The 23,834-nt window shown below is 64.7% G+C and carries 22 protein-coding genes; 8 read left to right on the top strand and 14 right to left on the bottom strand.

Features of this window, described 5'->3' with window-relative positions:
- Positions 1 to 12 precede the first annotated feature (12 nt).
- The 6 genes from ACL02S_RS03475 to ACL02S_RS03450 form a co-directional block, all read right to left on the bottom strand.
- Complete coding sequence (locus ACL02S_RS03475) at positions 13 to 1,059, bottom strand: NAD-dependent epimerase/dehydratase family protein (RefSeq protein ID WP_412800781.1); 1,047 nt, start codon at positions 1,057 to 1,059, stop codon at positions 13 to 15.
- Positions 1,056 to 1,337: a hypothetical protein gene (locus ACL02S_RS03470; protein ID WP_412800780.1), complete on the bottom strand. Its 282-nt coding sequence runs from the start codon at positions 1,335 to 1,337 to the stop codon at positions 1,056 to 1,058. Before ACL02S_RS03470 ends, ACL02S_RS03475 begins: the two co-directional genes overlap by 4 nt.
- The gene (locus ACL02S_RS03465; RefSeq protein ID WP_412800779.1) at positions 1,337 to 3,016 is read right to left on the bottom strand and encodes a fatty acid CoA ligase family protein; all 1,680 of its coding nucleotides are present in this window, start codon (positions 3,014 to 3,016) and stop codon (positions 1,337 to 1,339) included. Before ACL02S_RS03465 ends, ACL02S_RS03470 begins: the two co-directional genes overlap by 1 nt.
- Positions 3,013 to 3,927 (bottom strand): hypothetical protein, encoded by a 915-nt coding sequence (locus ACL02S_RS03460; RefSeq protein ID WP_412800778.1) that lies wholly within the window; start codon positions 3,925 to 3,927, stop codon positions 3,013 to 3,015. Before ACL02S_RS03460 ends, ACL02S_RS03465 begins: the two co-directional genes overlap by 4 nt.
- An 8-nt stretch (positions 3,928 to 3,935) precedes the next feature.
- Entirely contained in the window at positions 3,936 to 4,985 is a 1,050-nt protein-coding gene (locus ACL02S_RS03455) for a 3-oxoacyl-ACP synthase III family protein (protein WP_412800777.1), read from the bottom strand.
- A gap of 708 nt (positions 4,986 to 5,693) precedes the next feature.
- Positions 5,694 to 6,389 (bottom strand): lytic polysaccharide monooxygenase auxiliary activity family 9 protein, encoded by a 696-nt coding sequence (locus ACL02S_RS03450; protein ID WP_412800776.1) that lies wholly within the window; start codon positions 6,387 to 6,389, stop codon positions 5,694 to 5,696.
- A 419-nt stretch (positions 6,390 to 6,808) separates the two neighbouring features.
- Between ACL02S_RS03450 and ACL02S_RS03445 the strand changes: the two genes are divergently transcribed.
- Entirely contained in the window at positions 6,809 to 8,323 is a 1,515-nt protein-coding gene (locus ACL02S_RS03445) for a flavin-containing monooxygenase (protein WP_412800775.1), read from the top strand.
- 75 nt (positions 8,324 to 8,398) lie between these two features.
- Here the strand turns inward: ACL02S_RS03445 and ACL02S_RS03440 are convergent, their stop codons facing one another.
- Positions 8,399 to 9,097, bottom strand: coding sequence for a TetR/AcrR family transcriptional regulator (locus tag ACL02S_RS03440; RefSeq protein ID WP_412800774.1), 699 nt, complete (start codon positions 9,095 to 9,097; stop codon positions 8,399 to 8,401).
- A 167-nt stretch (positions 9,098 to 9,264) separates the two neighbouring features.
- Here ACL02S_RS03440 and ACL02S_RS03435 point away from each other — a divergent pair, with 167 nt between their 5' ends.
- The 3 genes from ACL02S_RS03435 (at position 9,265) to ACL02S_RS03425 (ending at position 12,565) form a co-directional block, all read left to right on the top strand.
- Complete coding sequence (locus tag ACL02S_RS03435; RefSeq protein ID WP_412800773.1) at positions 9,265 to 10,836, top strand: succinic semialdehyde dehydrogenase; 1,572 nt, start codon at positions 9,265 to 9,267, stop codon at positions 10,834 to 10,836.
- Positions 10,837 to 10,883: 47 nt separating this feature from the next.
- Positions 10,884 to 11,714 carry an SDR family NAD(P)-dependent oxidoreductase gene (locus ACL02S_RS03430; protein ID WP_412800772.1) on the top strand — a complete coding sequence of 277 codons (831 nt, stop codon included), beginning with the start codon at positions 10,884 to 10,886 and terminating at the stop codon, positions 11,712 to 11,714.
- Between the two features lie 80 nt (positions 11,715 to 11,794).
- Positions 11,795 to 12,565, top strand: coding sequence for an alpha/beta hydrolase (locus ACL02S_RS03425; protein WP_412800771.1), 771 nt, complete (start codon positions 11,795 to 11,797; stop codon positions 12,563 to 12,565).
- 54 nt (positions 12,566 to 12,619) lie between these two features.
- Here the strand turns inward: ACL02S_RS03425 and ACL02S_RS03420 are convergent, their stop codons facing one another.
- Together ACL02S_RS03420 and ACL02S_RS03415 are read right to left on the bottom strand one after the other, a co-directional pair.
- A complete protein-coding gene (locus tag ACL02S_RS03420) occupies positions 12,620 to 13,420 on the bottom strand; it encodes a putative protein N(5)-glutamine methyltransferase (RefSeq protein WP_412800770.1) in 801 nt (266 codons plus the stop codon).
- Between the two features lie 92 nt (positions 13,421 to 13,512).
- The gene (locus ACL02S_RS03415) at positions 13,513 to 14,385 is read right to left on the bottom strand and encodes a YdcF family protein (RefSeq protein WP_412800769.1); all 873 of its coding nucleotides are present in this window, start codon (positions 14,383 to 14,385) and stop codon (positions 13,513 to 13,515) included.
- Positions 14,386 to 14,594: 209 nt separating this feature from the next.
- On the opposite strand from ACL02S_RS03415, the gene ACL02S_RS03410 reads away from it, so the two are divergent.
- Entirely contained in the window at positions 14,595 to 15,449 is an 855-nt protein-coding gene (locus ACL02S_RS03410; RefSeq protein ID WP_412800768.1) for a bifunctional 5,10-methylenetetrahydrofolate dehydrogenase/5,10-methenyltetrahydrofolate cyclohydrolase, read from the top strand.
- 107 nt (positions 15,450 to 15,556) lie between these two features.
- On the opposite strand, the gene pcp is transcribed toward ACL02S_RS03410, so the two are convergent.
- The 3 genes from pcp to ACL02S_RS03395 all read right to left on the bottom strand — a co-directional run bounded on the left by pcp (position 15,557) and on the right by ACL02S_RS03395 (position 18,049).
- Positions 15,557 to 16,225, bottom strand: coding sequence for a pyroglutamyl-peptidase I (pcp, locus tag ACL02S_RS03405; RefSeq protein ID WP_412800767.1), 669 nt, complete (start codon positions 16,223 to 16,225; stop codon positions 15,557 to 15,559).
- A gap of 253 nt (positions 16,226 to 16,478) precedes the next feature.
- Positions 16,479 to 17,273 carry a L,D-transpeptidase gene (locus ACL02S_RS03400; RefSeq protein ID WP_412800766.1) on the bottom strand — a complete coding sequence of 265 codons (795 nt, stop codon included), beginning with the start codon at positions 17,271 to 17,273 and terminating at the stop codon, positions 16,479 to 16,481.
- Between the two features lie 116 nt (positions 17,274 to 17,389).
- The gene (locus ACL02S_RS03395; RefSeq protein WP_412800765.1) at positions 17,390 to 18,049 is read right to left on the bottom strand and encodes a cyclodeaminase/cyclohydrolase family protein; all 660 of its coding nucleotides are present in this window, start codon (positions 18,047 to 18,049) and stop codon (positions 17,390 to 17,392) included.
- Positions 18,050 to 18,199: 150 nt separating this feature from the next.
- Here ACL02S_RS03395 and ACL02S_RS03390 point away from each other — a divergent pair, with 150 nt between their 5' ends.
- Positions 18,200 to 19,237: an LLM class F420-dependent oxidoreductase gene (locus ACL02S_RS03390; RefSeq protein ID WP_412800764.1), complete on the top strand. Its 1,038-nt coding sequence runs from the start codon at positions 18,200 to 18,202 to the stop codon at positions 19,235 to 19,237.
- 48 nt (positions 19,238 to 19,285) lie between these two features.
- Here ACL02S_RS03390 and ACL02S_RS03385 read toward each other — a convergent pair whose 3' ends face one another.
- Complete coding sequence (locus tag ACL02S_RS03385) at positions 19,286 to 19,624, bottom strand: STAS domain-containing protein (protein WP_412801092.1); 339 nt, start codon at positions 19,622 to 19,624, stop codon at positions 19,286 to 19,288.
- Between the two features lie 415 nt (positions 19,625 to 20,039).
- Here ACL02S_RS03385 and ACL02S_RS03380 point away from each other — a divergent pair, with 415 nt between their 5' ends.
- Positions 20,040 to 20,471 (top strand): pyridoxamine 5'-phosphate oxidase family protein, encoded by a 432-nt coding sequence (locus ACL02S_RS03380; protein WP_412801091.1) that lies wholly within the window; start codon positions 20,040 to 20,042, stop codon positions 20,469 to 20,471.
- 9 nt (positions 20,472 to 20,480) lie between these two features.
- The gene (locus ACL02S_RS03375; RefSeq protein ID WP_412800763.1) at positions 20,481 to 21,440 is read left to right on the top strand and encodes an acyl-ACP desaturase; all 960 of its coding nucleotides are present in this window, start codon (positions 20,481 to 20,483) and stop codon (positions 21,438 to 21,440) included.
- A gap of 76 nt (positions 21,441 to 21,516) precedes the next feature.
- On the opposite strand, the gene ACL02S_RS03370 is transcribed toward ACL02S_RS03375, so the two are convergent.
- Positions 21,517 to 23,802, bottom strand: coding sequence for a SpoIIE family protein phosphatase (locus tag ACL02S_RS03370; RefSeq protein WP_412800762.1), 2,286 nt, complete (start codon positions 23,800 to 23,802; stop codon positions 21,517 to 21,519).
- Between the last annotated feature and the right edge of the window lie 32 nt (positions 23,803 to 23,834).

Here is a 23,834-nt window from a genome sequence, read left to right as displayed (position 1 = left end):
ACCGAGGGACGTTCAGCGTAGCTGCCGGGTGAGTTCGATCGCCCCGCCCTCGGCCTGCAACCACGTCAGGAAGGCGGACAGTCCGCGGTCGCGGTCCATGATCGGTCGATAGCCGAAATCTCGTGCGGCAGCTGTGATGTTGTACGTGGCGCTGCGGGTCATCAGTGCCACGGCATAGCGTGACAGCGGAGGTGACCAGCGGGTCGAAACGGCCTGGATACGCCAGATCGCCTCGATGACGCCAACGGCCGCGGCAATGACCTTGGGATTCGGCTTCTTGGTCGGTGGTCGGTAGCCCAGCCGGGTGGCCACTTCGCCGAGAAACCCCCAGACATCGGTCTGTTCGGCATCGGCGATGAAATAGGCCTTGCCGCCTACCGCGTCCGAGGCCGCCGCTTTCACACAGGCGTCGACGATGTTATCGACATGGCAGAGCGAAGCGTATACGGTGCGGCCGAAAGACAGGTCCGGCAATGTTCCGGTACCGGTCCGGCCGAGCAGCCGCACGATGGGGCCGGAGCGGTCGCCCGCACCCCAGATCGCCCGCGGGCGCAGCGCGCAGGTGCGGAAGCCAGGAGCATCGGCGGCCAGTACCGCGCGTTCGGCCGCGGCTTTGGTCTCCGAGTACAGGTTCAGGTAGCGCCGCGGGTACGGCACCGATTCATCGATGTCGAGCTGATCGCCGCCGTGATAGTCCATCAGCGCGCTCGGGCTGGAGATGAACACGAACCGGGTGGCTCCACCACGCCGGGCCGAGTCGAGCAGCAGCTCGGTGGCTCGGACGTTCTCGTCCCAGAACTGCTGCCTGGTGCCGCGCTCGTCGACTCGTGCCGCACTGTGGAAGACGATGTCGACGCCACGGGTCGCTTGTTCCAGCGAGGCCGGATCGGTGAGATCGCCGTAGACCAATTGCACCTTGTCCACGGCGTCGCCGAGGTCGGTCAGCTTGCTGGTACGGCGTACCAGGATCGACACGTCGTGCTCGCCGTCGTGTACCAGTCTGCGTACCAGCGCCCCACCGAGGAATCCGGACGCACCGGTCACCAGAACCTTGCTCATCGCCTCTCCTTCGCATCGGGCTGGGTTCGCCACCAGGTCATACCGAAGACCTGAGTCAAGACCGCCGTTTCCAGCCTGCTGCGGCCGGAGTTCTCGGCAGCCCGCAGCGCGGCCGGGATCTGGGCCGCGTGGACGACGGTGCTGAGGAAGGCGTCGAGCCACCATGCCGTGCGCAGCACCCGGTTGTCCGGAACCCTGTCGGTCGCCACGGCGACCGCGCCGCAGGCCAGATAGAGCCACCCGAGGATCGGAATCGCCCGAAGTACCGTGGTTCTCATCATTGTGTTCGTACTCCGAGCTGCTTCGCCGCCCACACCGCGAGTTGTTCGCGTCCGATCTTGGCGTTGTGCCGGATATCGACGGGGAAGGACGGATGGACGAGGAAGTCCTTGATCATCGTGGTGTGGTCGGACTGTGCCCCGAGTGCCCGTAGTGCGGCCAGCACGGTGTCCGCGTCGGCATCCGGTCTGATCTCGACACAGAGCACCGGCCGTTGCGCACCTCGGGTACCGACTCCGACCAGTGCCGTACGGGCGACGCCTGCGACGGTATTGAAGATCTGCTCGACCTGGACGGTGAACACCGGGCCGTCGGCAGTGACCACCCGCTGGCTCTTGCGTCCGCAGAACCAGATCCGTCCCTGTTCGTCGATCCACGCGAGATCGCCGGTGCGATGCCAGATCCGATCACCGTCGACGATCTTGCCCTGGGCATTCGCCCGTTCCGGCCAGTAATATCTGGTGCTGACATTCGGTCCGGCGACGACGAGTTCGCCGATACCACGTGAGCTCTCCAGCCCTTCCGCGAGTTCCTCGGCGTGTGCCCAGGTCGGAATGGGGTCGTCGGTGATGGCCACAATGCGGGCCTGCACCCGATGTGAGGGTCTGCCGATGCAGGTCCCCGCACCCTGATGCGCCCGCTCGACCAGCCCGTCCAGCAGTTCGCGGGATTCGATGGTCGACATCGGCAGCGCCTCTGTGGAGCCGTACCCCGCGACGACCTGCACATCCTCGTTCAGCACCTCGCGCAGCCCGGCGATACACCAATCCGGTACCGGCGCGCCGCCGGAATAGATGCTGTCGAGCGACTTCAGTTCGACCGGATGGGTGCGCAGGTACTCGAGCAGCGGGATCAGTACTGCCGGAGAGGCGAACATGGTCCGCACGCCGAACTTCTCGATCGCGCTCGCCACATGCGCTGGATCGGTCGCGCCTACCTTGCTCGGGATCAGCGGCGGCAGCACACATTGTGAACCCAGCAGCAGATCCAGCACCCCAACCAGCGGAAGGGTGATCAGGGAGGCTTCCGGTGCGATCTCTCCGCGCGCCACATGCACTTGCTCGACCATCGCGGCCAGATTGCCGTGGGTCATCTGCACGGCCTTGGCCGGTCCGGTGCTTCCGGTGGTGAACGCGATCAGCAGCAGATCGTCTTCGGCGGCCGGACTGCTCCCGGTGGGCACAGTCCCTGTGGGGGTCCTGCCCCATGCCGCCAGCGATTCGCCGCGCCAGAACCACCGCTTGCCGACCGTGACCGCGGTGCGGACCGTGCGGAAACTACGCCGGAACAGCACGCGCAGCGCATGCGCCTGCGGAATGCCGATGAATGCCTCGGCATCCACGGCGCGCAGACAGCGCAACATCTTTCGCACACCCATGCCCGGATCGATCACGACGGGTACCGCCCCGATCTTGAGCAGCCCGAACATGATCGCATACAGTTCCGGGCTCGGCAGTACGAGCACGATGGTGCGCGTACCGGTACCGACCCCGGAGGCGGCGAGCCGCTCGGCGATCGTATCCGACCACAGATCCAGCTCGCGGTAGGTCAGACGGCGGTAGGCGGGCAGGCCGTCGGGGCCTGCCCCGTCCGCGTAGCGGATCGCTACCCGGTCGGGGTCGGTCCGGACGACCGCGCGAAAGCGGTCGATGGCTTGCCAATAGGTTCCCGTGGTCACGCAGAGGCCCCGGCGAAGGCAGGCAACCGGTACAGCACCGCGGCGGCCGATGGCCCCGAGCCCGCGGCGACGAACAGTACCTGGCTGAACCCTGTCATCGTGTCGTCCGCGACGGCCAGGTCGTAGGCCGCGGTGAGCGCGGCCGTATGCGGATCGCCCTCGCTCAGGTCCGGTGTGCGGACCGACTGCTGGTCGATACCGAGGGCGGCGGCGAGCTTGGCCGGGAACTCCGGGGTCGGTGTCGACGCGATCAGCGCGGTATCGCTCAGCGCGATACCGTCGGCCTCGGCGAGCGCGTTCCGCGCGGCCTCCAGCGCCACCTCCAGCAGCCGGTCGTCGAAGCCTGGCTCCCGATCCACCGTCATCAGACCGCGACCGACGGTGCCCATTGTCGAGACATCGACATAGGCCTCGACCGCGGGTGAGCCCTCGCCCGCCGCGGTGTGCACCCGGCCGAAACCGACGGGCTCATCAGTACGTTCCAGCAGCAGCGCGGTGCCGCAGGTGGCGTAGGGGAACTCCTCGTCCGCGGCGGAGCGGGCCAGAGAGGGGTGGGTGTCGCCGGAGACGATCAGAACATGCTCGGCACTGCCGGTTTCCAGAACAGCGGTAGCCACCTGTACTGCGTTGAGCACACTGACCGCGCCGTTCATCAGGTCGAACGAGAAGGTCCGCGGATCGTCCTTGGCATATTCGAGGCCGATGCCTGCCGCCTTCTGGATCAGGGCCGATACGGCGGGTTCGACGGTGTTCGAATCGCGGAAGATGCCCGCGTTGATGAGCAGACCGACCTGATCGGCACGGATGCCCGCGCGTTCGAGGCTTTGTGCGGCCGCCCGGCCACTGTGTTCCACGATGCTGTGGGTATCACCGCCGCGGCTGATGGCGGTGGACTTGATGCGTACGCTCATAACAGACCTCAGACCTTCAGCGACGAGATGGTGGTGGACAAGAACCCGGTGACGATGCCTGAGGCCGCCGGGATCATGAGCAACTTCGAACCCGAGGGGATGTTCTGCTCGCTGAGCTGATCGTGCAGGACGACGAAATGTGAAGTGGTGGAAGTGTTTCCGTACTTCTCGATGACCCGCAGATCCGGTGGCATCGGGCTGCCGAACTCACGTTCGGCGATGGCGTTCATCCACGGAATGGCGGCGGCGCCGAACTGATGGTGGATCACGTAGTCGAAGTTCTCGTCGGCGAAGGTTCTGCCCCGCTCTTCGAGGAAGCTGCGCTGGCTGTTGGTGCCGAGCAGGAAGCGGTCTTCGTTGTGCATCTTGCGGTTGTCGGTGTAGAGCGCGATGCCCTGCGTCTTGTCACTCGGCATCCCCAGGCACAGGTGCGAGTGCTCTGCGGCCGTCATCAGCTCCACGTAGTGGATCATGTCGTTTTCGTCGACGGCCTCGTCCAGCACGATGGCGCACGCCGAATCGCCGACCGAGAGCGAAGCGAACTGCGGATCGTATTTCTGGGAAATCTCGTTGACGGCGGTGTCGGCGATCGGAGTAATCGCCTCACCGCTGACCACGAGCCCGTTCCGAACGGCACCGGAACGAATCATCCGATCCAAGATGTACGTACCGGTCAGCATTCCGGCGCAGGCATTCGAAATATCGAACGTAATGGCTTTCTTCGCACCGATAAGACGGCTTATCGAACCGGCGAACGAAGGCTCCATATACATACGGGTGGCGTCTTTGCTCCGCGTGATCGAGGTGGAGATGATCACGTCGAGATCCGCGGCTTCGTACTGTGACCTTGACAGGCAGTCCTCGGCTGCCCTGACGGCCAGCGTGAAGGAATCCTCGTAGTTCTCCGGCCTGGTATCGCGTACCCGCCGTTCCTTGACGCCGGTAATTTTCTCCAGATCGAACGAAGGGGGTTCCTTCAGTCGGGACAGCAACTCCTGGGTGGTGACTATGCTCGAAGGCATGTAGGCGCCGATGGATTCGAAACGAGAATGCGACACGCGCGCTCCTGGGAATCGTGGAGATATGCGGTTCCGGGATCATCTCTGATCTGCGGTGGACCGGACACTACCCGACGGTAACTAGGAACGCCTATGCGCATGATGCGCGTGCGGCCTGAGATGGATATCACTGCGGGAGTACCTGTTCCGAGAGGTATCACCAACTGGTCACCGACTGGCTATGGCGGATATGGCGGTACACTCGGGTCTGGTACACAGTTTTTTCACTGTGCTGGGCGTTCGAAAGAGTGTGGAGTCACCGGGGTGTGAGAATCGCCCGGTTTCGAGATAGCAAATAACTGGCTATTATCCGCATCGGCGAGATGGCGCGGCGGCGTGTCGGGTGTATCCCTGATCGTGTGTGAGTGATTTCACTGCGAGTCTCGCTCCAGTCTCGATTTTCTTCTGCCCGGCTGATAAGGGGTGGCCGCACGGCCATCGGCTCGACATCATCGTCTCGGCGCTGGTTCGCGGCTTTCGCGACCACTCCGTAGTGGCCCGCATGCGAAAGGCGCACTCCCTCGCTCGACGAACTGGTCTAGGTAACCGTGATCATCGTTGTGAGAGTGCGCCTTTCACATTCCTCGTGTCGTCAGCCCGCGGGCATGGTGATATCGAGGTCGGGGGCGTGGTTGGCGTGGTGTGCGTCGTCAGGCTTCACCGATGCGGTGTCGACCGACCTGCGCACTGCGCTCATCTGCTGGATCCCTAATGTGCCCCTCGGAGATGCCGGCCTTGCTGGTGCCCCGGTCCGTTCGGCCGACGACGGTCCGGCCGCTGCTGATCCTGGGACTCACTCTGCGAGTCGGTCGCGGACCCGGTGGAGGTGTCTGTCGTGTTGCTGTCCGTGGTGTCGGTGTCTGTCGTGTCGGTGTCTGTTGTGTCACTTCCGGACCCGTCCACATTCAGGTCGACGCAGGAATAGAAGGCATTGGCGGTGTCGCCGATATTCCAGATGGCTATAAGTTTCTGATAGCCGCTGTACTGACCGAGGTCGATCGTATGGGTGACAGTATCGCCCGGCATTTCGTTATTGCCGTCGACTTCCTCGATCAAGGTGTTGTCGATGTAGTACTCCCAGTTGGCAGTCCTGTGTTGCGCGGTGTTCGTCCAAGTGAAGTCCACTGTGGTTCCGACATCCTGGACCTGCCAGCCTTTACTGTCGTCATCCAGTTCTGTGTACTTGTCCCCGCTGCAGTTCATCAGCCCCTTGGGGCCCTCGACGCTCTGTGGCTCGTATTTGATGTCACCGCAGCTCACCAGGCCTTGCGCACATTGGGCTTGGCGGCTCAGCGGCGAGGAGATATAGCCGTGCGCGCCGGCCGTCGCCGCCGGTAACACCGCGACGACGATCGGTGCGATTCCCGCGGCCACGCCGACGAGGGACAACATTCTTTTAGCCACTTACACTCCTCGAGAGGGGAACAATGGACAGCGATTTATAGACACTGCCCCGTGATTGTCTCGTGATCTGATCTTGATCTTTTTGTTTTCAAACCGTGATTGAGACTATAAGGCCCGGCAAGTAGCCAGTCAATCGCTCGGTGGGGTGAACTGTCACCGGTCTTGATTCCTCGCTCGGCCTTCGTTCCGGTGTAATCGGATTCGGGTCGAGGTTTCCGAGATCGACTTCGGGACTGGGGGGTAAGTGGAGCAACCCGTGGTCCATGGGCTGACTGTGGTGGGCGGTGCCCGGGGTTTCTCCGGCGCCGCGGTGGCTCGGTGGCCCGAGGTATCCCTCGGGGCCGATAGGCTGTGCGTATCGCGGGCGTGTCATAACGACGGTGTGCCCGGACGTTGCCGACGATCGAAGGAAGAGGTTTATGACAACCGCTGTCGAGCACATCGATGTGCTCATCGTCGGTGCCGGGCTCTCCGGTATCGGCGCGGCCTGCCACGTGAGCCGAACCTTCCCGCGGCGGACCTATCTACTCCTGGAGAGCAGGGCAGCGCTGGGCGGAACGTGGGATCTGTTCCGTTACCCCGGAATTCGTTCCGATTCCGATATGTACACCATGGGTTATCGATTCAAACCGTGGGCGGCGGAGGATGCGATCGCTCGGGGCGGCTCCATTCTCGAGTACCTGCGCGAGACTGCCGCGGAATACGGAGTGGACCGGCATATCCGTTTCCGGCACCGCGTTGTCCGTGCCGAGTGGTCCGGTGCGGACAACCACTGGATCGTGCGCGCCGAGCGGACCGATACCGGCGAGACCGTCGTATTCACTGCGGGATTCCTGCTCTCCTGCTCCGGTTACTACCGCTACGACGCGGGGTACCGTCCCGAGTTCGCGGGTACCGAGAGGTTCGCGGGGCCGATCGTGCATCCCCAGTTCTGGCCGCAGGACCTCGACTGCGCGGGCAAGCGGGTGGTGCTCATCGGTAGCGGCGCCACCGCGGTAACGCTTGCTCCTGCGCTCGCCGAGCGGGGTGCGCACGTGACCATGCTGCAGCGCAGTCCGAGCTATATCGTCTCGATGTCCGCCCACGACCGGCTGGCGCTCGCGGCGCGGCGCATCTTGCCTGCCCCCGCTGCCCATGCGTTCGCTCGTGCCGAGAACATCGTGTACTCCACTGCGCTCTACCAGTTCAGCAGGCGTAATCCGGAGGGCATGCGTAAGCGTATTCGTGGCTGGCAGCAACGCTGGCTGCCCGAGGGATACGACATCGATACCCATTTCACGCCCCGATACGATCCGTGGGACCAGCGTTTGTGTATCGCGCCGGGAGGGGACTTCTTCCGGGCGATCCGCCACGGCAACCTCGACATGGTCACCGACCGGATCGAGACATTCACCGAGTCCGGCCTGCGGCTTACCTCCGGTGTCACCCTGGAGGCCGATATCGTGGTCACCGCAACGGGTTTGAATCTTCTCGCGTTCGGTGATGTCGAATTCGTTGTGGATGGCGCGCCGGTGGAGATGGCGGCGAACATGTCTTATAAGGGCATGATGCTGTCCGGTGTGCCGAACTTCGCTTATGTCCTCGGTTATCCGAATGCCTCGTGGACATTGAAGGCAGATCTGGTGTCGGAGTATGTGGTCCGTCTGCTGAAATATATGGACAAGCATGGGTACGCGCGGTGTATGCCGGTCCGGGATCCCTCGGTTCGTTCCGAATCGCTCTTTCCCGGCTTCACCCCGGGCTATGTACGACGTGCTGCGAAACTTTTTCCGGTCCAGGGTGATCGCGCGCCATGGCGGCTGAGCGCTAATTATCTGCGCGATCTGGTCACCTTGCGATTCGGCCGGATCGCCGACCGGGCCATGCTTTTCCAGCGGGCACGGCGGGGTGCGGAAATCGGCGTGGGAGAACAGGTCTCGACCCCCAACGGTTGATGCACCATGGCGATCCATTCGGTTCGGGCTGGTGCCGCCTGCGGGCAGCCCGAACCGATAGCGTGCTGATTCGCGCTACGGTTCGGTGGGGAAGATCGATGGCATGGTCAAGGCGTATTCCATATCGTCCTTGCTGCCGAGGAGGGTGATCAGTACTCGGATCATCGTCAGGCGGGCGGCGGCAACGGTTTCGGTGTCCGATTCGATGCCGGTGCCCTTGTCCGCGGAGATCCGATAGACCACGTATTCGCACAAGTGCAGCGCGGCGTCCAGGTCGATCGGTCTCGGCAAGGTGCGGTCGAGGTCGGTGAAGATTTCGAGCACCAGGCCGCGGATGTCGTCGAGTGCGCGCTCGCGGTATGCCGATACCGGTGAGCCGGAATCGTGCATCTCGGCGAACAGTGGCCGCAGCATAGGGCCGTGCCCGTATGCCCAGCCCAGGTAGGCGTCGATCAGGCGGATGCCCAGATCCACCGGCTCGGAGCTGTCTGCCAGCGCAGTGCGGATACCGCTGACCAATCTGTCATTGGAGCTGTCGAGCACCGCATGCAGCGGTTCGATCGCATTGCCGAAGTAGCGATAGAACGTCGGCCGGGCCAGACCTGCCTGCTTGATGATCTGGGTGACGCTCAGGTTGTGCGAACCGGTGCGGGCGAACACTTCCGCGGTGGCCCGGATTATGCGGGCCCGGACCTCCTCGGCCTGCTCTGGAGTCTGTCGCGGCCGTCCGCGTCGCGTGGTCGTGATCTCGGCTGTCGTGCTCTCAGCTGTCATGGTATCGCCGCACCGCGCGAATCCTGCCTACCCGAGGGCATGACCAATAGCTTGACGCATTACAAAACCTTGACATATCCAGGGACATGACTATTAATCTAACATTGTTGTTCATTTAATTGGGTATGCCTGCGGGCATCGCGCCCATGTTCTCGAGAGGGCTGATCATGACGATTGCCACCCAACCGGCCACCTCCGACGCGTTGCCCTCGTCACTGGTGCAGCCCCTGCTCGCCAATGCTGTCGCGGGCGGTGCTCCCGCTGTCGAGGTGTTCGCCCCCGTGACCGGCGCGAAGATCGCAGATTTGCCGCAGTCGTCCACCCAGGACATCGAGACCGCGTTCGAGACAGCGCGGCACGCGCAGCGTGAATGGGCGCGGCGGCCGGTGCGGGAACGGGCGGCGGTGCTGCGCAGGTTCCACGACATCGTGCTGGCCGAGCAGAACATCATCCTCGACATCGTGCAGACCGAGACCGGCAAATCACGGGTGCATGCCTTCGACGAAGTCGCCGATGTGGCTACGAACGCCAGGCACTATGCCGCGGTGGCCGGTCGGTTACTGACCACACGCAGGCCGAGGGGCGCGCTTCCCGGGCTGACCCGAGTCGACGTGCGGCATCGGCCCAAGGGTGTGGTCGCGGTCATCTCGCCGTGGAATTACCCGCTGGCCTTGGCTGTCTCGGACGCGCTTCCCGCGCTCGTCGCGGGTAACGCGGTGGTCGCGCGCCCGGACAATCAGACTGCCTTCACCGCGCTGTGGGCTATCGACGCCGCGGTACGTGCCGGATTGCCGCGGGGGCTGTGGCAGGCGGTGCTCGGCCGTGGTTCGGTGATCGGCGGCGAGGTGATCGCCCGCGCTGATTATGTCGACTACACCGGTTCCAGCGCGACCGGCCGGATCATCGCCCAGCAGGCGGGGGAGCGGCTGATCGGGTGTTCACTCGAACTCGGTGGCAAGAATCCGCTGTTGGTGCTCGCGGACGCGGACGTATCGCGGGCGGCCGAGATCGCCATTCGTGCCTGCTTCGCCTCGGCCGGGCAGCTGTGCGAGTCGATGGAACGGATCTACGTCCATGACAGCGTGTACGACCGTTTCGTCACCGAATTCATCGAACATGTCGAGAACATCAAGCTCGGTGGCGGGTTGAACTTCGACAACGATATGGGGTCGCTGACCTCTCGGCGGCAGCTCGATACGGTCGTCGCGCATGTCGATGACGCGGTGGCCAAAGGCGCCACCGTGTTGGCAGGCGGTCGCGCGCGGCCGGACCTCGGGCCGTACTTCTACGAGCCGACCGTGCTGACCGGGGTCCGTCCAGGTATGACGCTGTATCGAGAGGAGACCTTCGGTCCCGTGGTCTCGATCTATCGCGCGCACAGCGATGAGGATGCGATCGAACAGGCCAACGACACCGCATACGGGCTGAATGCCAGCGTGTGGACCAAGGACACGCGGAATGGCCGCGCGGTGGCCGCCAGGATCAACGCGGGCTCGGTGAACATCAACGAAGGATTCCTCGCCGCATGGGGAAGTGCCGATGCGCCGGTCGGGGGGCTCGGAATCTCCGGTACCGGGCGCAGGCACGGGCCAGAAGGCCTGCTGAAGTACATCGACACCCAGACCATCGCGGTGCAGCGGGTGCGGCCGATCGTGCCGTTACCCGGTATGTCCGAAGAGACATGGGCGAAGACCATGACGCTCTTGCTGGGGCTCATGAACACGTTACGGCAGAAATAACTCGCACGATTGCCGATACACAAGGCACGGATCGGAAGTGAAGACAGATGGAACTGGATACGGTGGCGGGCAAGAGGGTCCTGATCACGGGGGCCGCGATGGGCCTCGGCAAGGCATTCGCTCAGCGTGCTGTGCGCGAAGGAGCCGCGGCGGTGGAGCTGTGGGACATCAACGAGACCGCGCTGAAGGAGACCGCCGCGGAATTGGCCGGGTTCGGTAGCGCGGTGCATCACCATGTGGTCGATGTGGCGTCGGCCGAAGCGGTCGGCGAAGCCGCGGCGATCGTCCGTGAGCAGCTCGGCGGTATCGACATCCTGGTCAATAACGCGGGCATCGTGCGTGGTAACAGCTACTTCTGGGAAACAGCGAACCGCGCCGACATCGACAAGACCATGGCGATCAACTCGCTTGCCCCGATGTACGTCACGCTCGAGTTCCTGCCCGCCATGGTCGCGGGCTCCACCGAGGCGCGGGTGCTCACCATCGCCTCATCGGCGGCTCTGGTGTCCAATCCACGCATGAGCGTCTACGCCGCATCCAAATGGGCGGCGCTCGGCTGGTCGGATTCGGTGCGTATCGAACTGCAACAGGCGGGCCACGACCACGTCAAGGTCACAACCGTCTGCCCGACCTACATCAATACCGGGATGTTCGACGGCGCCAAGGGATTCCTGTTCACCCCGATTCTGGAGAAGCAGGACGTGGTCGACGCCTCATGGCGCGCGCTGAAGAAGGGTACTCCTCTGGTCGTGATGCCCTTGTCCTCCCGGCTGAACCGTGCACTGACCAACCTGGTACCGATCAAACTGCGCGACCGCATCCTCACGGCGGCAGGTATCTACCGTTCGATGGAGGAGTTCACCGGTCGTAAGCAGTAGCGAGCATCAGCGCGGGGCGACGCGGCTCGCCGCTGCCGCGGAGTCTGGATTACCGAGATATCCCGTGGCAAGGTTGAGTCGTGGACACACCGATCGTCTTCGTCCACGGCACCAATGCCGGGCCGTGGACGATGGCCGATTTCACCGGGTACTTCGCCGAGCGTGGCCTACGGACTCTCGCTCCGGCCTACCGGCATCACGACGAGACGATATCCGGGGAAACCGCGGAGCTACTCGTCGGAACGGGTATCGACGACTATGTCGAGGACATCGCCACGGCGATATCTGTGCTGGACACGGCGCCGGTCATCGTCGGGCATTCACTCGGTGGTGTGATCGCGCAGATCCTGGCCGCTCGTGGACTGGCCCGCGCTATCGTGCTGCTCAACGGCAGTGTCAATTGGGGCGTACTGCCGACCACCGATGGTGAGCGCGCATTGGCCAAGCGCCTGATGTCCGCCGGACCGTTCTGGGAAGGCACACTGCTGCCGGACTTCGACACTATGTCCGAATTCGGCCTCAACAAGCTGGTGCCGGCCGAACAGCGGCGAGTATTCGACCAGCTGGGACCGGAATCGGGACGCGTCATGTTCGAACTGTTCTTCTGGATGTTCGACGACAACCAGACGACCAGAATCGATTACCAGAGTATCGAGTGTCCCGTCCTGATGGTGTCGGGGACCGAAGATCTGGCGGTTCCACCGTCGACCGCGCGCTTGATCGCACAACGCCATGGTGCGCAGACGACATTCTTGGAAGTACCGGGATTCGGGCATTATCTGATGCTGGAGCCGGGCTGGCGGCAGATCGCCGACTTATGCGCTCACTGGTTGCTCGAATCGATCGGGTAGGCGTCCGCGGCGCCAGTTCGTGAGTGATCCGTTCGGGCACGGGACCACTGTCGATCACTGTGGGCGGGTGCCGATCACGACGGTCGCGTCACGGTCATCGGACTCCGCGACGCGGCTTATGAGACCGTGGTCGATCATCCGGGCGAGGACCAGGGGGCTTTGCCGCCTGCTGGTTTCGACGAGCAGGTGCCCGCCGGGGGCGAGCCAGGCAATAGCGTCGGCGGTGACCCGCCGGATGATGTCGAGGCCGTCGTCGCCGCCGTCCAGCGCCGCACGTGGTTCGTGATCGCGTGCTTCCGGTGGCATCCGCTCGATCATCGCGGAGGGGACATAGGGTGCGTTGCAGAGCAGGATGTCGATGTGGCCGGACAGTTCTTCGGGCAAGGGCTCGAAGAGATCGCCGGTGTAGACCGTGGCGCCGAGTGGACCGAGGTTGCGACGGGCGCAGGCGACCGCCACCGGATCGATATCGGCGGCTGTCAGCGTCACCGCGTGTCCCTCGGCGGTGGCGATCGTGGTCACCGCCATACCCACCGCGCCGGAACCACAACACAAGTCGACTATCCGGTGACCGGTCCCGGCCCGGATCAGCTCGATCGCTCGGTCGACAAGGAAGGTGGTGCGTTGGCGCGGTACGAAAACGCCGGGTGTCACGGTGACCCGGAGCTGATGGAACTCCGCCCAGCCGAGTAGATGTTCCAGCGGAGTACCGGTCACTCGCTGGGCGACCAGCACCTCGACGGCGGTGCCGGTCCGTGCGGCGGCGGCTGTGAGTAGCCGCGCCTCGTCCTCGGCGAACACGCAGCCCGCCGCGCGCAGCTGGGCGATCACAGCGGTGGGGTCGGTTGTCGTCACCGAGCCATCCTGTCGTGCGCGGGCATGATCGCGCGACCGAATTGTTCCGGCGGCACGGATCTGTGCTGTGCGTAGGCGAGCCCGGCCGTGGTTCAACGCGATGTGCGTAGCTGAAAGGTGCGGGTGACGTCGAGATAGATACCGCGTTGCGATGACCGGCCCGGCGGTGGTAGCTGCGAGACCAGCTGTTCCAGCGAGGTTGTCGCGCCGACGACCTTGGTACCAGCGACGAGGAAGTCGGCGACGGCCCGGCGAATGTGGTTGGGCGAGGTGACCACGATCGCGCTCGTCGCCCCGGCCGCCCGGAGCATTCGCGTACTGAACAGGGCGTTCTGCACCGTCGAGCCCGCCCGGTTTTCCACATGAATGCGCGCGGCGGGCACACCGTGGGCGAGCAGCCAGCGCCGCATAGCTTCGGCTTCGGTGATGCCGTTACGCGGATTGCCGCCGGTGACGACGATCGGGGAGAACGGTGCGGCGATCGACTGCAGCCACGCGGCGGTGAGCCGGTTGTGCAGCTCGGGGCGCAGCGACCCGTCCGGGAGCAGGCCGTAGCCGAGGACGACGATGCCGGTCTGCGGCCCGGCCAGTGCGGGTAGCGGATTCGGCAGCGTGCCCAACGCGGCGCGGATGGCGCCGATGGCGTTGTCGGTGCCCCGCGCCAGCTCCGGATCCACGACGCGCAGCCGCATCATCGCGTCGAACAGTGCGGGCAGATCACCCGCGTAGTCGGACCAGATGGCTTGTAGGGCGAGCGCTTCGGCATCGCGAGGGTCGGCGCCGATCAGGGTACGTAAATCGGCCCGGCCCGCGGCGTCGTTGCCATTGCGGAAGTTGTGCTGAGCGGAGTTGTAGAGGGCGTTGGTGTCCGGCATCGCCTGTGCGGGAACACCGGCCAGACCGGTGAGTGAACATGCGGTGAGCACCGTCAGGACGAGATGTCGCACATATCGCGAGGTCTTCACTACGGTCGGCACCTTTCCGCTGCGACGCAGGCTTGTCCTTGCTGGAGGTTCGCTGGAGGTGAGTGGATATCACGATACGTGCGTTTTGTCTGTTTAGGCTGATTTTCGCTCGGATGTCGTCAGGCGGTTTCCGCCGTGTCGTCCCTCGGGAACCGCCGACGGGACGGGTACACGGTTCGCCGGCGTGCGCCGGGATAGGCTGTGTCAACGTGGATACCGTTTCGCTGTCCGGCAAAGAACTCGCCGCCGCCATCAACACCGACACCAAGGCCCGTGCCATCGCGCTCACCGAGGGCGGAGCCGCGCCGCGTCTCGTCTTGGTGGTCGCGAACGACGACCCCGCCAGTGCCTGGTACGTGAACTCGTTACGCAAGTCGGCCGAGCGGCTCGGCATCGCTTGTGACACGGTCGATCTCGGTCCCGACGCGAGCAGTGCGGCGATTCGCGCCGAGCTCACCGAGCGTGGTGCGGATCCCGATACGGATGCGATCATGCTGCAGACCCCCCTCCCGGCCGGTATCGCCCTCGATGAGGTGAGTTCCGCGATCGCCGCGGCCAAGGACGTCGACGGGGTGAGCCCGCTGTCGCTCGGCTTGCTCGCGGCCGGGCTTGACGGTTTCGTCCCCGCTACCGCCGCTGCTGTGGTCGAATTGCTCGAGTACCACGGAATTCCGCTCGCCGGAAGGCATGTCGCGGTCGTCGGTCGATCGAATATCGTCGGGAAACCGCTTGCTCAGTTACTGCTGGCCAAAGACGCCACCGTGACGATCTGTCATTCCCGTACCGCCGACCTGGCGGCAAGCACCGGCTCGGCCGATATCGTTGTCGCCGCGGCAGGCCGGATCGGCTTGATTTCCGGTGAACACGTCCGTAAGGGTGCGATGGTCATCGATGTCGGCACCAACGAGGCCGCCGACGGCACGATCGTCGGTGACGTCGACGCGGATTCGGTGCGCGGTAAGGCTGCCGGGCTCAGCCCGGTTCCCGGAGGCGTCGGCCCGGTCACGACGGCTCTTCTGATGCGTCAGGTCGTCACCGCGGCCGAGAATTCCCGGAGCAACTGAGCCGGGCGTGCCGAGTGGCAGTGGCGCCCATCGCCGCTGCGGACGCGGCTGTCGATGCGTGCCACCTCGTCCTCGTTCGGATCGGCCCTACTCGGAATCGGCCGTACTCAGATCTGTAGCCGCGAGCGGACATGGGCTTTGATATCGACGGTGTGCCGAAGCGCTGCGGAGATGGCGACGCGAACTCCGGCGACCGAGGTGGCCAGCGACATGCTCGGTGCGCCCAGATTGCCCTCCATGGCGGCCACCTCCGGTAGATGCGGCAGATGGATCCACCCGGTCCTGGTCTCTAGATCGTGAGTGGCGACGTAGTGCAGTACGCCGTACATGAGGTGGTTGCACATCAACGTCCCCGGCGCGTCGGAGATATCGGCGGGGATACCTGCTTCGCGCATCGCCAGGACCATTGCGCGAAGGGGGAGGGTAGACCAGTACGCCACCGGGCCGTCGGGATCGGTGAGATCGTCCTCCAGCACCCGTCCACTGTTGTCGGCCACCTGATAGCGGGCGGAGTCGTTGAGGTTCTGGGCGATGCGCTCGACGGTGATCATCGCTCGGCCGCCGTACTCGCCCAGCATGACGACGAGGTCGGGGGCAGTCCGGTCGATAGCCTCGGTGACGACGTCGACGCAGTCGAACCATCTGCTCGGTGCGACCACCCCGGTGATCGCGGCGCCGTCGATCTCTGTACCGTCGAGCGCTTCGGCGACTCCCTGGGCAGGGTTCACCGGCGTTGTGCCGTAGAGCTCGAAACCGGATACCAGTACTGTGGCCATCTGCCTCGACTCCCTTCTCAGCTCGGCCGAGTGGTGGTACGGGCGTCTCGGCCATACCGTCGGCCCTGACAGGTCCGCACTACACCAACGGTAGTTCTTCACGGCTCTTCACGCTGAGGTGTACGGCCGGGTTCTGGGTATGGCGGCGACGAAGCGGGCAGACGGTAGGGCGAACTCGGAGTGTTCGATGTTCGCCCATCCCGTCACGCTCCGGCGGAAGGCCCGCTTGCCGCGCCGGAGCGCGGAGCACGGTTCACCAGTGTGTGACCACGGGGTCGCCGACGCCGAGTGTGTGGTAGACCCATTCGGCGTCCTCCGGAGCGAGGTTGATGCACCCATGACTGACATTCGCGAAACCCTGTTGCGCTACCGACCACGGTGCCGAGTGGATGAAAACACCACTCCAGGTGAGACGTTCGGCGAACTCGCCCTCGAAGAGATAGCCCTCGGGGGAGTTCAGCGGAATACCGATGGTGCGGGAATCGAACACCATCGAACGGAACTTCTCCAGTACCGGCCAAGTGCCCGTTGGCGTTTCCCAGCCGGGCTTGCCCATCGACGCGGGCATGGTACGCACCACTGTGCCACCGATACTGATGGTGAATGTGTGCGCGGACATATCCGCTTCCCCGAAAACACCTGCATTGGTGCGGAATTCCGTATGTGCCGCACCGACTCGAACGCTGATGCCCGCATCGGCGGGCAGCAGCCCGGTCGGTGTCCACACCACTTCACGATCGGTGTTCCAGGTGAGAGCGCCCGTGAGTGACTGTGCTGTTCCGATATCGATGGCTGTTCCGATATCGATGGATTGCTCCGCGCGCGTGCGATCTGTGACCGGTGCGGCGAAACGAATGGTCACCGGATGGGCGATCCCGACGACCTGTCCGTTCGAGGGCTCGATCGCCGCTACCGCAGGCGCCGATGGCGCTCCGGCCGATATCGCCACCCCCTGGCCGGAACCGGCCAGTGTCATGATTACGGACACCAGGATTACGGATACCAGGATCACCGTGGTGCGCGACAGGTACCGGATTGCGTTCCCCATGGCTCCACCCTTTCGAGATGGTGGTAGACAAGGGGGAATTCTAACTCTCACCCGATCAATTCGGCCACGGATGTCACCAGAACGGATGGATCCGGTCCGCAGTCCCGGTTACGGGGTTACCTACGTACCGCGTGCACGACATCGGCGTGCAGTGCGTCCGCGCGAGCGACGAGTTCATCGATACGCACCAGGACGGCGGCGAAACCATCGCCCTCGGCCGCGGGCAGCGACGTCACGTTGATCTCGATATTCAGCTGTGAGCTGGCCGCGGCCGCGCGGCAGGCGTCGGCGGCGGCACCGATATCGGTGACCACGTTCGGGTTTCCGATCGGGAACAGTTCGGAGGCCAGCGAGAGCACTTCGTCGGCTTCGTCGACGACCGCGGCGGGCACCCTGGCGGCCTCGAGTAACGCGGAGGTGATCGCGGCGGTGCGGGCGGTGAGATCCTCCTCGGTCGCTTTGGGCATCGCGTAGGCGGCACCGACAGCGGTGAACGCGGCGGCATCGGCATCGGCGAGCAACAGAGCGCGTTCCCTGGCGGCGTCGGCGGCGACGATGATGCGGTCGACCACCGGGCGGTTGTCGGCATCCTTGGCGCGGGTGGTGTAGCGCGCCACCATGGCGACCAGGGCGGCAGCCTGCGCGGCGTGCAGGGCGGCCACCGCACCGCCACCGGGGGCGGGAATCTTGGCGGCCAGTTCGTTCAAGTACTGCGCGAGGGGGGCCTCGCCGAAGGAAGGCGCAGTTTCCGTGGACGACGTGCTGGACTGCGACACGAGAATGTTGCCTTTCGTTCTGCGGCTGGCGCGGGACTTACGGGTAGACGCTACCTGGTGCACCGGCCGGTCCGATTGCGGCCACGCCCTGTCGGGCATTCCCGCGTGCCGGTGCGCAGCTATCGGATAGCCGACGTTATGTTGATTGCTATGCGGATCGGATTGAGCATTAATTACTCGGGCGGTTTCAAGGAGGCTGCGGCCGAAGTCGCCGACCTCGAACGGGCGGGTCTGGACATCGTGTTCGTGCCCGAGGCCTACTCGTTCGATGCGGTGAGCGCGCTCGGCTATCTGGCAGCCAAGACCACACGCCTGCAACTCGCCTCGGGCATCCTGCAGCTCTACACGCGCACTCCCAGCCTGACCGCGATGACCGCGGCGGGTCTGGATTTCGTCTCCGAAGGCCGGTATGTGCTCGGCCTCGGCGCATCGGGTCCGCAGGTGATCGAGGGCTTCCACGGCGTGCCCTACGACGCGCCGATCGGGCGCACCAGGGAACTCGTGGAGATCTGCCGGAAGGTGTGGCGCCGCGAGCGCCTGGAGTACCAGGGCAAGCACTACCAGATCCCATTGCCCGCGGGGCAGGGCACCGGGCTGGGCAAACCGCTGAAGCTGATCAATCATCCGGTCCGCGAACGGGTTCCGGTGCTGCTTGCCGCGCTCGGCCCGAAGAACGTGCAGCTGGCGGCCGAGATCGCGGAGGGGTGGCAGCCGATTTTCTTCCTGCCGGAGCAGGCACAGCAGATCTGGGGTGATTCGCTCGCCGCGGGCTTCGCCAAACGCGATCCCGCTCTCGGTGAACTGGATGTGTACGCGGGGCCTGCCCTGGCCATCGGGGAGAACGTCGAGCCGTTGCTGGAGTTCGTGAAGCCGCATCTGGCGCTCTACATCGGTGGTATGGGTGCCAAGGGCAAGAACTTCTATCACACCTTGGCTACCAAGTACGGCTACGGCGCCGAGGCCGACCGTATCCAGGAGCTGTACCTCGCGGGCGAGAAAGAGGCCGCGGCCAAGGTGGTTCCGGACGCACTGGCCCGTGACATCTCACTGATCGGCCCGGCCGGCTATGTCAAGGAACGGGTCGCGGCCTTCAAGGAGGCCGGTGCGACAGCCTTGAATGTCGTCCCGATGGCAGGCACTGCCGCGGAGCGGGTCAAGCTGATCGAGCAGCTGCGCGAACTGGTGTGAGAAATGCCGCTGTCGCTGCCGCATGATGCGGCAGCGACAGCGAACAAGTCAGTGCCGCTGGAACGCCGCTAGTGCGGCGTCCAAGGCGGAATACAGCGCGAACACCTGATCCAGGCTGGTCATCTTCAACTGGCGGCTGGTCGCAGGGCCTTCGGCCACGATGGCGATCGCCGTCGTGGCGCCCGCTCGCTGATGGGCGGCGACGAGTGCCGCCATACCGGCCGAAGCGAGGAAGCTGACCGCGGTGAGGTCGATGATCAGGGCCTTGGGTTTGCCGCTGAGAACGGAGTCGATCGCGTTCTCCAGCGCAGGGGCCGTCGCCAGATCGATCTCGCCTGCCACCGTCAACACCGTCGCCTCGTCGTGCGCCACGATCGTGGTGGTCATCGTGTCCGCGAGCGGGTATGCGTCTCCGGAAGAGTTGGTCACCTCACCACAACACACAAATAGTGGCGAATCCGCAACTTCGGAGTGTTCATAGCCATACACACTACCTCGGATACCTGCTATGTGGCGGCGTAGATCCACCAAGGAGCCATGCCACTGTCCGGATCGGGCGTCGGGCGTTTCGCTGGTCATCGTGTGCGGGGACTTTCGGCCCTACTCAGCGGCATAGCGCTGCGGGGATATTCGCCGGGGTCCTCTTGGTGATCATCAGTACGGAAGCGGGTCGGTGCGAGGTGCGGTATTCCGAATCATGGTCGGTGCGGGTCCGGCGAACAGTGCCGGTGTGGGCCACCGGATCAGCAAACGCTCGGCAGGGTGCTCGCGGCCACGTGCGGGTCGTCTCGTGACCGGGCCGATGATCGACAGCCCCGCCTGCCGCGATACCGTCGCGCTCGATCGTGTGGAGTCCATGCGGCTGCTGGCCAGTGTGCCGATCGGGCGAGTGGTCTTCACCAGCAACGCCTTACCCGCTGTTCGTCCGGTCACGCACCTGGTCGATGACCATGGCGCCATCATCGTGCGCACCCGGCTCTCCTCCGGGCTCACTACCGCCGTACGTGGAAATTCGCCCATGGTGCTCGCCTATGAGGCCGATGAGATCGATCCGGTCCAGCATCTGGGGTGGTCGGTTGTCGTGGTCGGTCTCGCGCATACGGTCACCGATCCCCGGCGTATCGCCCATTACGAGCAATTGCTACGACCGTGGGCCTGCCGGGAGCCCGACGCGGTGATCGCGATCGAACCCGACCTCGTCACTGGTATCCGACTCGTCGAGAATGGAAGGTAGGCAATACCGTTGGTGCGTGATCTGACCCAGCGCGAACTTCTGACAGAACTCGAGCCCGCTGCCGAGGGCTGTGTGAACCGGCATCTCGCCCTGGCCAAGGACTGGCATCCGCACGACTACATCCCATGGGAGCGTGGGCGCAACTTCGCCATGCTGGGTGGGGTCGACTGGGATCAGGAACAATCTCAGCTGTCCGAGGTCGCGAAGGCGGCGATGATCACCAATCTGCTCACCGAAGACAACCTTCCCTCCTATCACCGGGAGATCTCGGAGAATTTCTCTCGCGAGGGCGCCTGGGGGACCTGGGTCGGCCGCTGGACGGCGGAGGAGATGAAACACAGTACCGTGATCCGCGACTATCTGGTCGTGAGCCGTGGCGTCGACCCGGTGGCGCTGGAGCGAGCCCGCATGGTCCATATGACCAATGGCTTCTCTTCCGGTTTCGCAGCGTCCGAGTCGGACAGCGGGGCGGGGTTCCTGCATTCGGTCGCTTATGTCAGTTTCCAAGAGTTGGCCACCAGAGTCACCCATCGCAATACCGGCAGAGTGTGCGCCGATCCGGTTGCCGACCAGATGCTGCAGCGCATCGCAGCCGATGAGAACCTGCATATGATCTTCTACCGGACCATCTGCGGCGCAGCCCTCGACCTGGCGCCCGATCAGGCTGTCGAGGCCATCGATACGGTCGTGCAGAACTTCCGGATGCCGGGCACGGGGATGCCGGATTTCCGCCGCAACGGTGTGCTCATGGCCAAGCACGGTGTCTACGACTTACGTCAGCATCTCGAGGAAGTCGTCCTGCCGGTGCTGCGCCAGTGGAACATCTTCGACCGGAACGACTTCGGTGCGCGCGGTGAACGGATCAGGGAAGGTCTGGCCGCCTTTCTCGAAAACCTGGAGCGGGTGAAGATCCCGAGGTTCGAAGAGCAGCGCGACCGTGCTCTGGCCCGCGAGCGGGCCAGAGCCTGAGGAGGCCCTGCGTACCGGTTGACCCCTGACGCGGTTGCCTGTCGATAGCTCGACGCCTCGCCAGAGGCGCGGTCGATCACCTGGAGGATCGCGGGTTCGTGCCTCGCAATGGGTTGGCTACCGGGAAGGTGATCGCGGGGAGCGTTACCGACATCCGTACGGTGGTGCCTGGCCCGGAATGGTCGATGTCCAGTTCCTCGGTCAACGCGCGCATCATGTCGATGCCGCGACCACGGTAACCGGGGTCGGCGGAACGTGGCTTCCAGGTCCCGGTGTCGGTCACCGCGATCACTACGGTGTCGCCATCGCAGGTGGCCGACAACTGGACCCGGTCCGTGTCGTTGTCGCGGTAGGCGTGTTCGATGCTGTTGCTGCACGCTTCGTTGGCCGCGGCGACCAGATCGGCCGCCAGATCATGGGGGACCGCCGCCGCGGTCAGCCAGCTCCGCAAGGTACGGCGCAGCAGCGTGAGCGCGTCGGCTCGTGCGGCTTCGTCCATCCGCAGTGGTGCGGGTGGCTGACGGTAGACCACCATGGCCACATCGTCGTCGTATCCGGCCGCGGGCTGTAACCGGGAGAGCACCGCGTCGGCTACTTCACGTGGTAATCGTTCCGAGGTGTCGGCGAGTACCGCGGCGATCTTGGTGAATCCCTCGTCGATATCGACGCCGCGCTGTTCGACCAAGCCGTCGGTGAACAGCACCAGCGTCGAGCCTGCCGACAGTGCCGTGGTTGCCTCGGGACGGCGTGGCTGCTCGAAGGTCGCCAGCGGGACCGACCGGCCACCTTCGAGTAGTCGGCCGGTCGTGCCGACATCGGCGAGAATCGGCGGCATATGTCCCGCACTGCTGTAGCGGACCAGCCCGCGCACCGGATCGAGGATGGCGGCGCATACCGTGGTGCACATCGCGCCGGGGATACGCGCGGCGACGGTATCCAGTTCGGCGAGCAACTGTGCGGGCCCGGCGCCGCGCAGCAGTAATGCGCGGGCAGCGGTCCGCAATTGGCCCATCACCACCGCGGCGGACAGGCCACGACCGACGCAATCACCGACGACCACGCCGATAGTGCCATCGCGCAGCGGAGCCACGTCGTACCAGTCGCCACCGATCTCCAGCGGTGGCAGCGCGGGCTCATAGTGCACCGAGAAGCGCGGCGGCAGCTCGATCGGGCCGAGCATGGCGCGTTGCAGGGTCAGTGAGGTGGCACGCGCTTGGTCGAAGTTACGCGCCCGCTGGACCGCGAGGCTGAGATGTCCGATCAGTAGGGAGAACAACGTCCAATCCGCGGCACTGATCGCGCGGGGCGCGGCGAAGTGCAACCACATCGCGGCATCGCCGGTCTCACCGAGAGGCGCGACGATCCCCGTCGAACTCTCGGCCCCTTCCGGGATAGCGAGCAGACTGCGTGGCGGCCTGCGTCTGCCACGCTCGAGCAGCGCGCGTGCCCCGTCGTCCAGGACCGGGCCTCCGGATACTCCTTCGCCTGCCCCGGTGCCGGAGATATGTACTTCGGGTGCGGCATTGCGGCTGGGCCATACTCCCACCACGGCGGTTTCCGCGCCTACCGTACGCCGCAGCTCATCGAGACCGACCGCCAGAACCTCGACCACACTGGTCGCCGCGCCGACGGCGGTGGCGAGCCGGGAGGCTGCCTGATCGCGGGCCTGCGCATCATGTTCGGCAGTGACATCACGGATGGTGCCGACGAAGATCCGTTCGTTTCCCTCCGGTGCGATCAGTGCGCTGGTACTCACCGCGAGCCATACGTCGCGCCCGTCGCGATGCCGGATCGGGATGACGAACCGCTGTGCCTCGGTGCCGAGATCGGGGTAGTACGGTCCCTCCGGGCTCGACCACGGATGCGGAAGCGGATAGGGGATGCCGTCGGCTCCATAGCCGGTCAGCGCACCGAAAGCGGTGTTGACCTCGATGATGGTGCCTCGGGCATCGGCCACGAAGAAGCCGTCTTGCAGGGATTCGACGAGGGCGGTGCGAAACGCATCCCTTCCGGCGAGATCATCGGCGCGCGAACGTTGTTGTTCGTAGCGGCGGGTGCCGTCGAGATAGCCTCGGGTGGCGATGTCCAGCGGAACCAAGGTCTGTAACAGGAATTCCAGTGCGGTTTCTGGCAGGCGGTTATCGGATTCGCCCGTCGCGGTGGCCACGCCGTGCCGTTGCTGCTGTGCGTCCTGAACCACCCGGAAGTGGTTCTCGGTGAGATCGAGCAGGCTGATGCCCTCTACCAGCGCGCGTCTGCCCAGTTCGTAACCTTCCGCGAGCCCACCCTGAGCGGGCGAATCCAGGTGCCGCCGCAGCGCGTCCGCGTAGTCGGCCAGGAAATCGGCCAGCAGCGCGCTCATGCTGTGTCCCTTCTCGGCTGCCGTCTCCGGGC

Source organism: Nocardia spongicola, from assembly GCF_047200775.1.
GTDB lineage: Bacteria > Actinomycetota > Actinomycetes > Mycobacteriales > Mycobacteriaceae > Nocardia.
The sequence above is the reverse complement of the archived record's forward strand: the minus strand, read 5'-3'. Positions and strand labels throughout refer to the sequence as shown.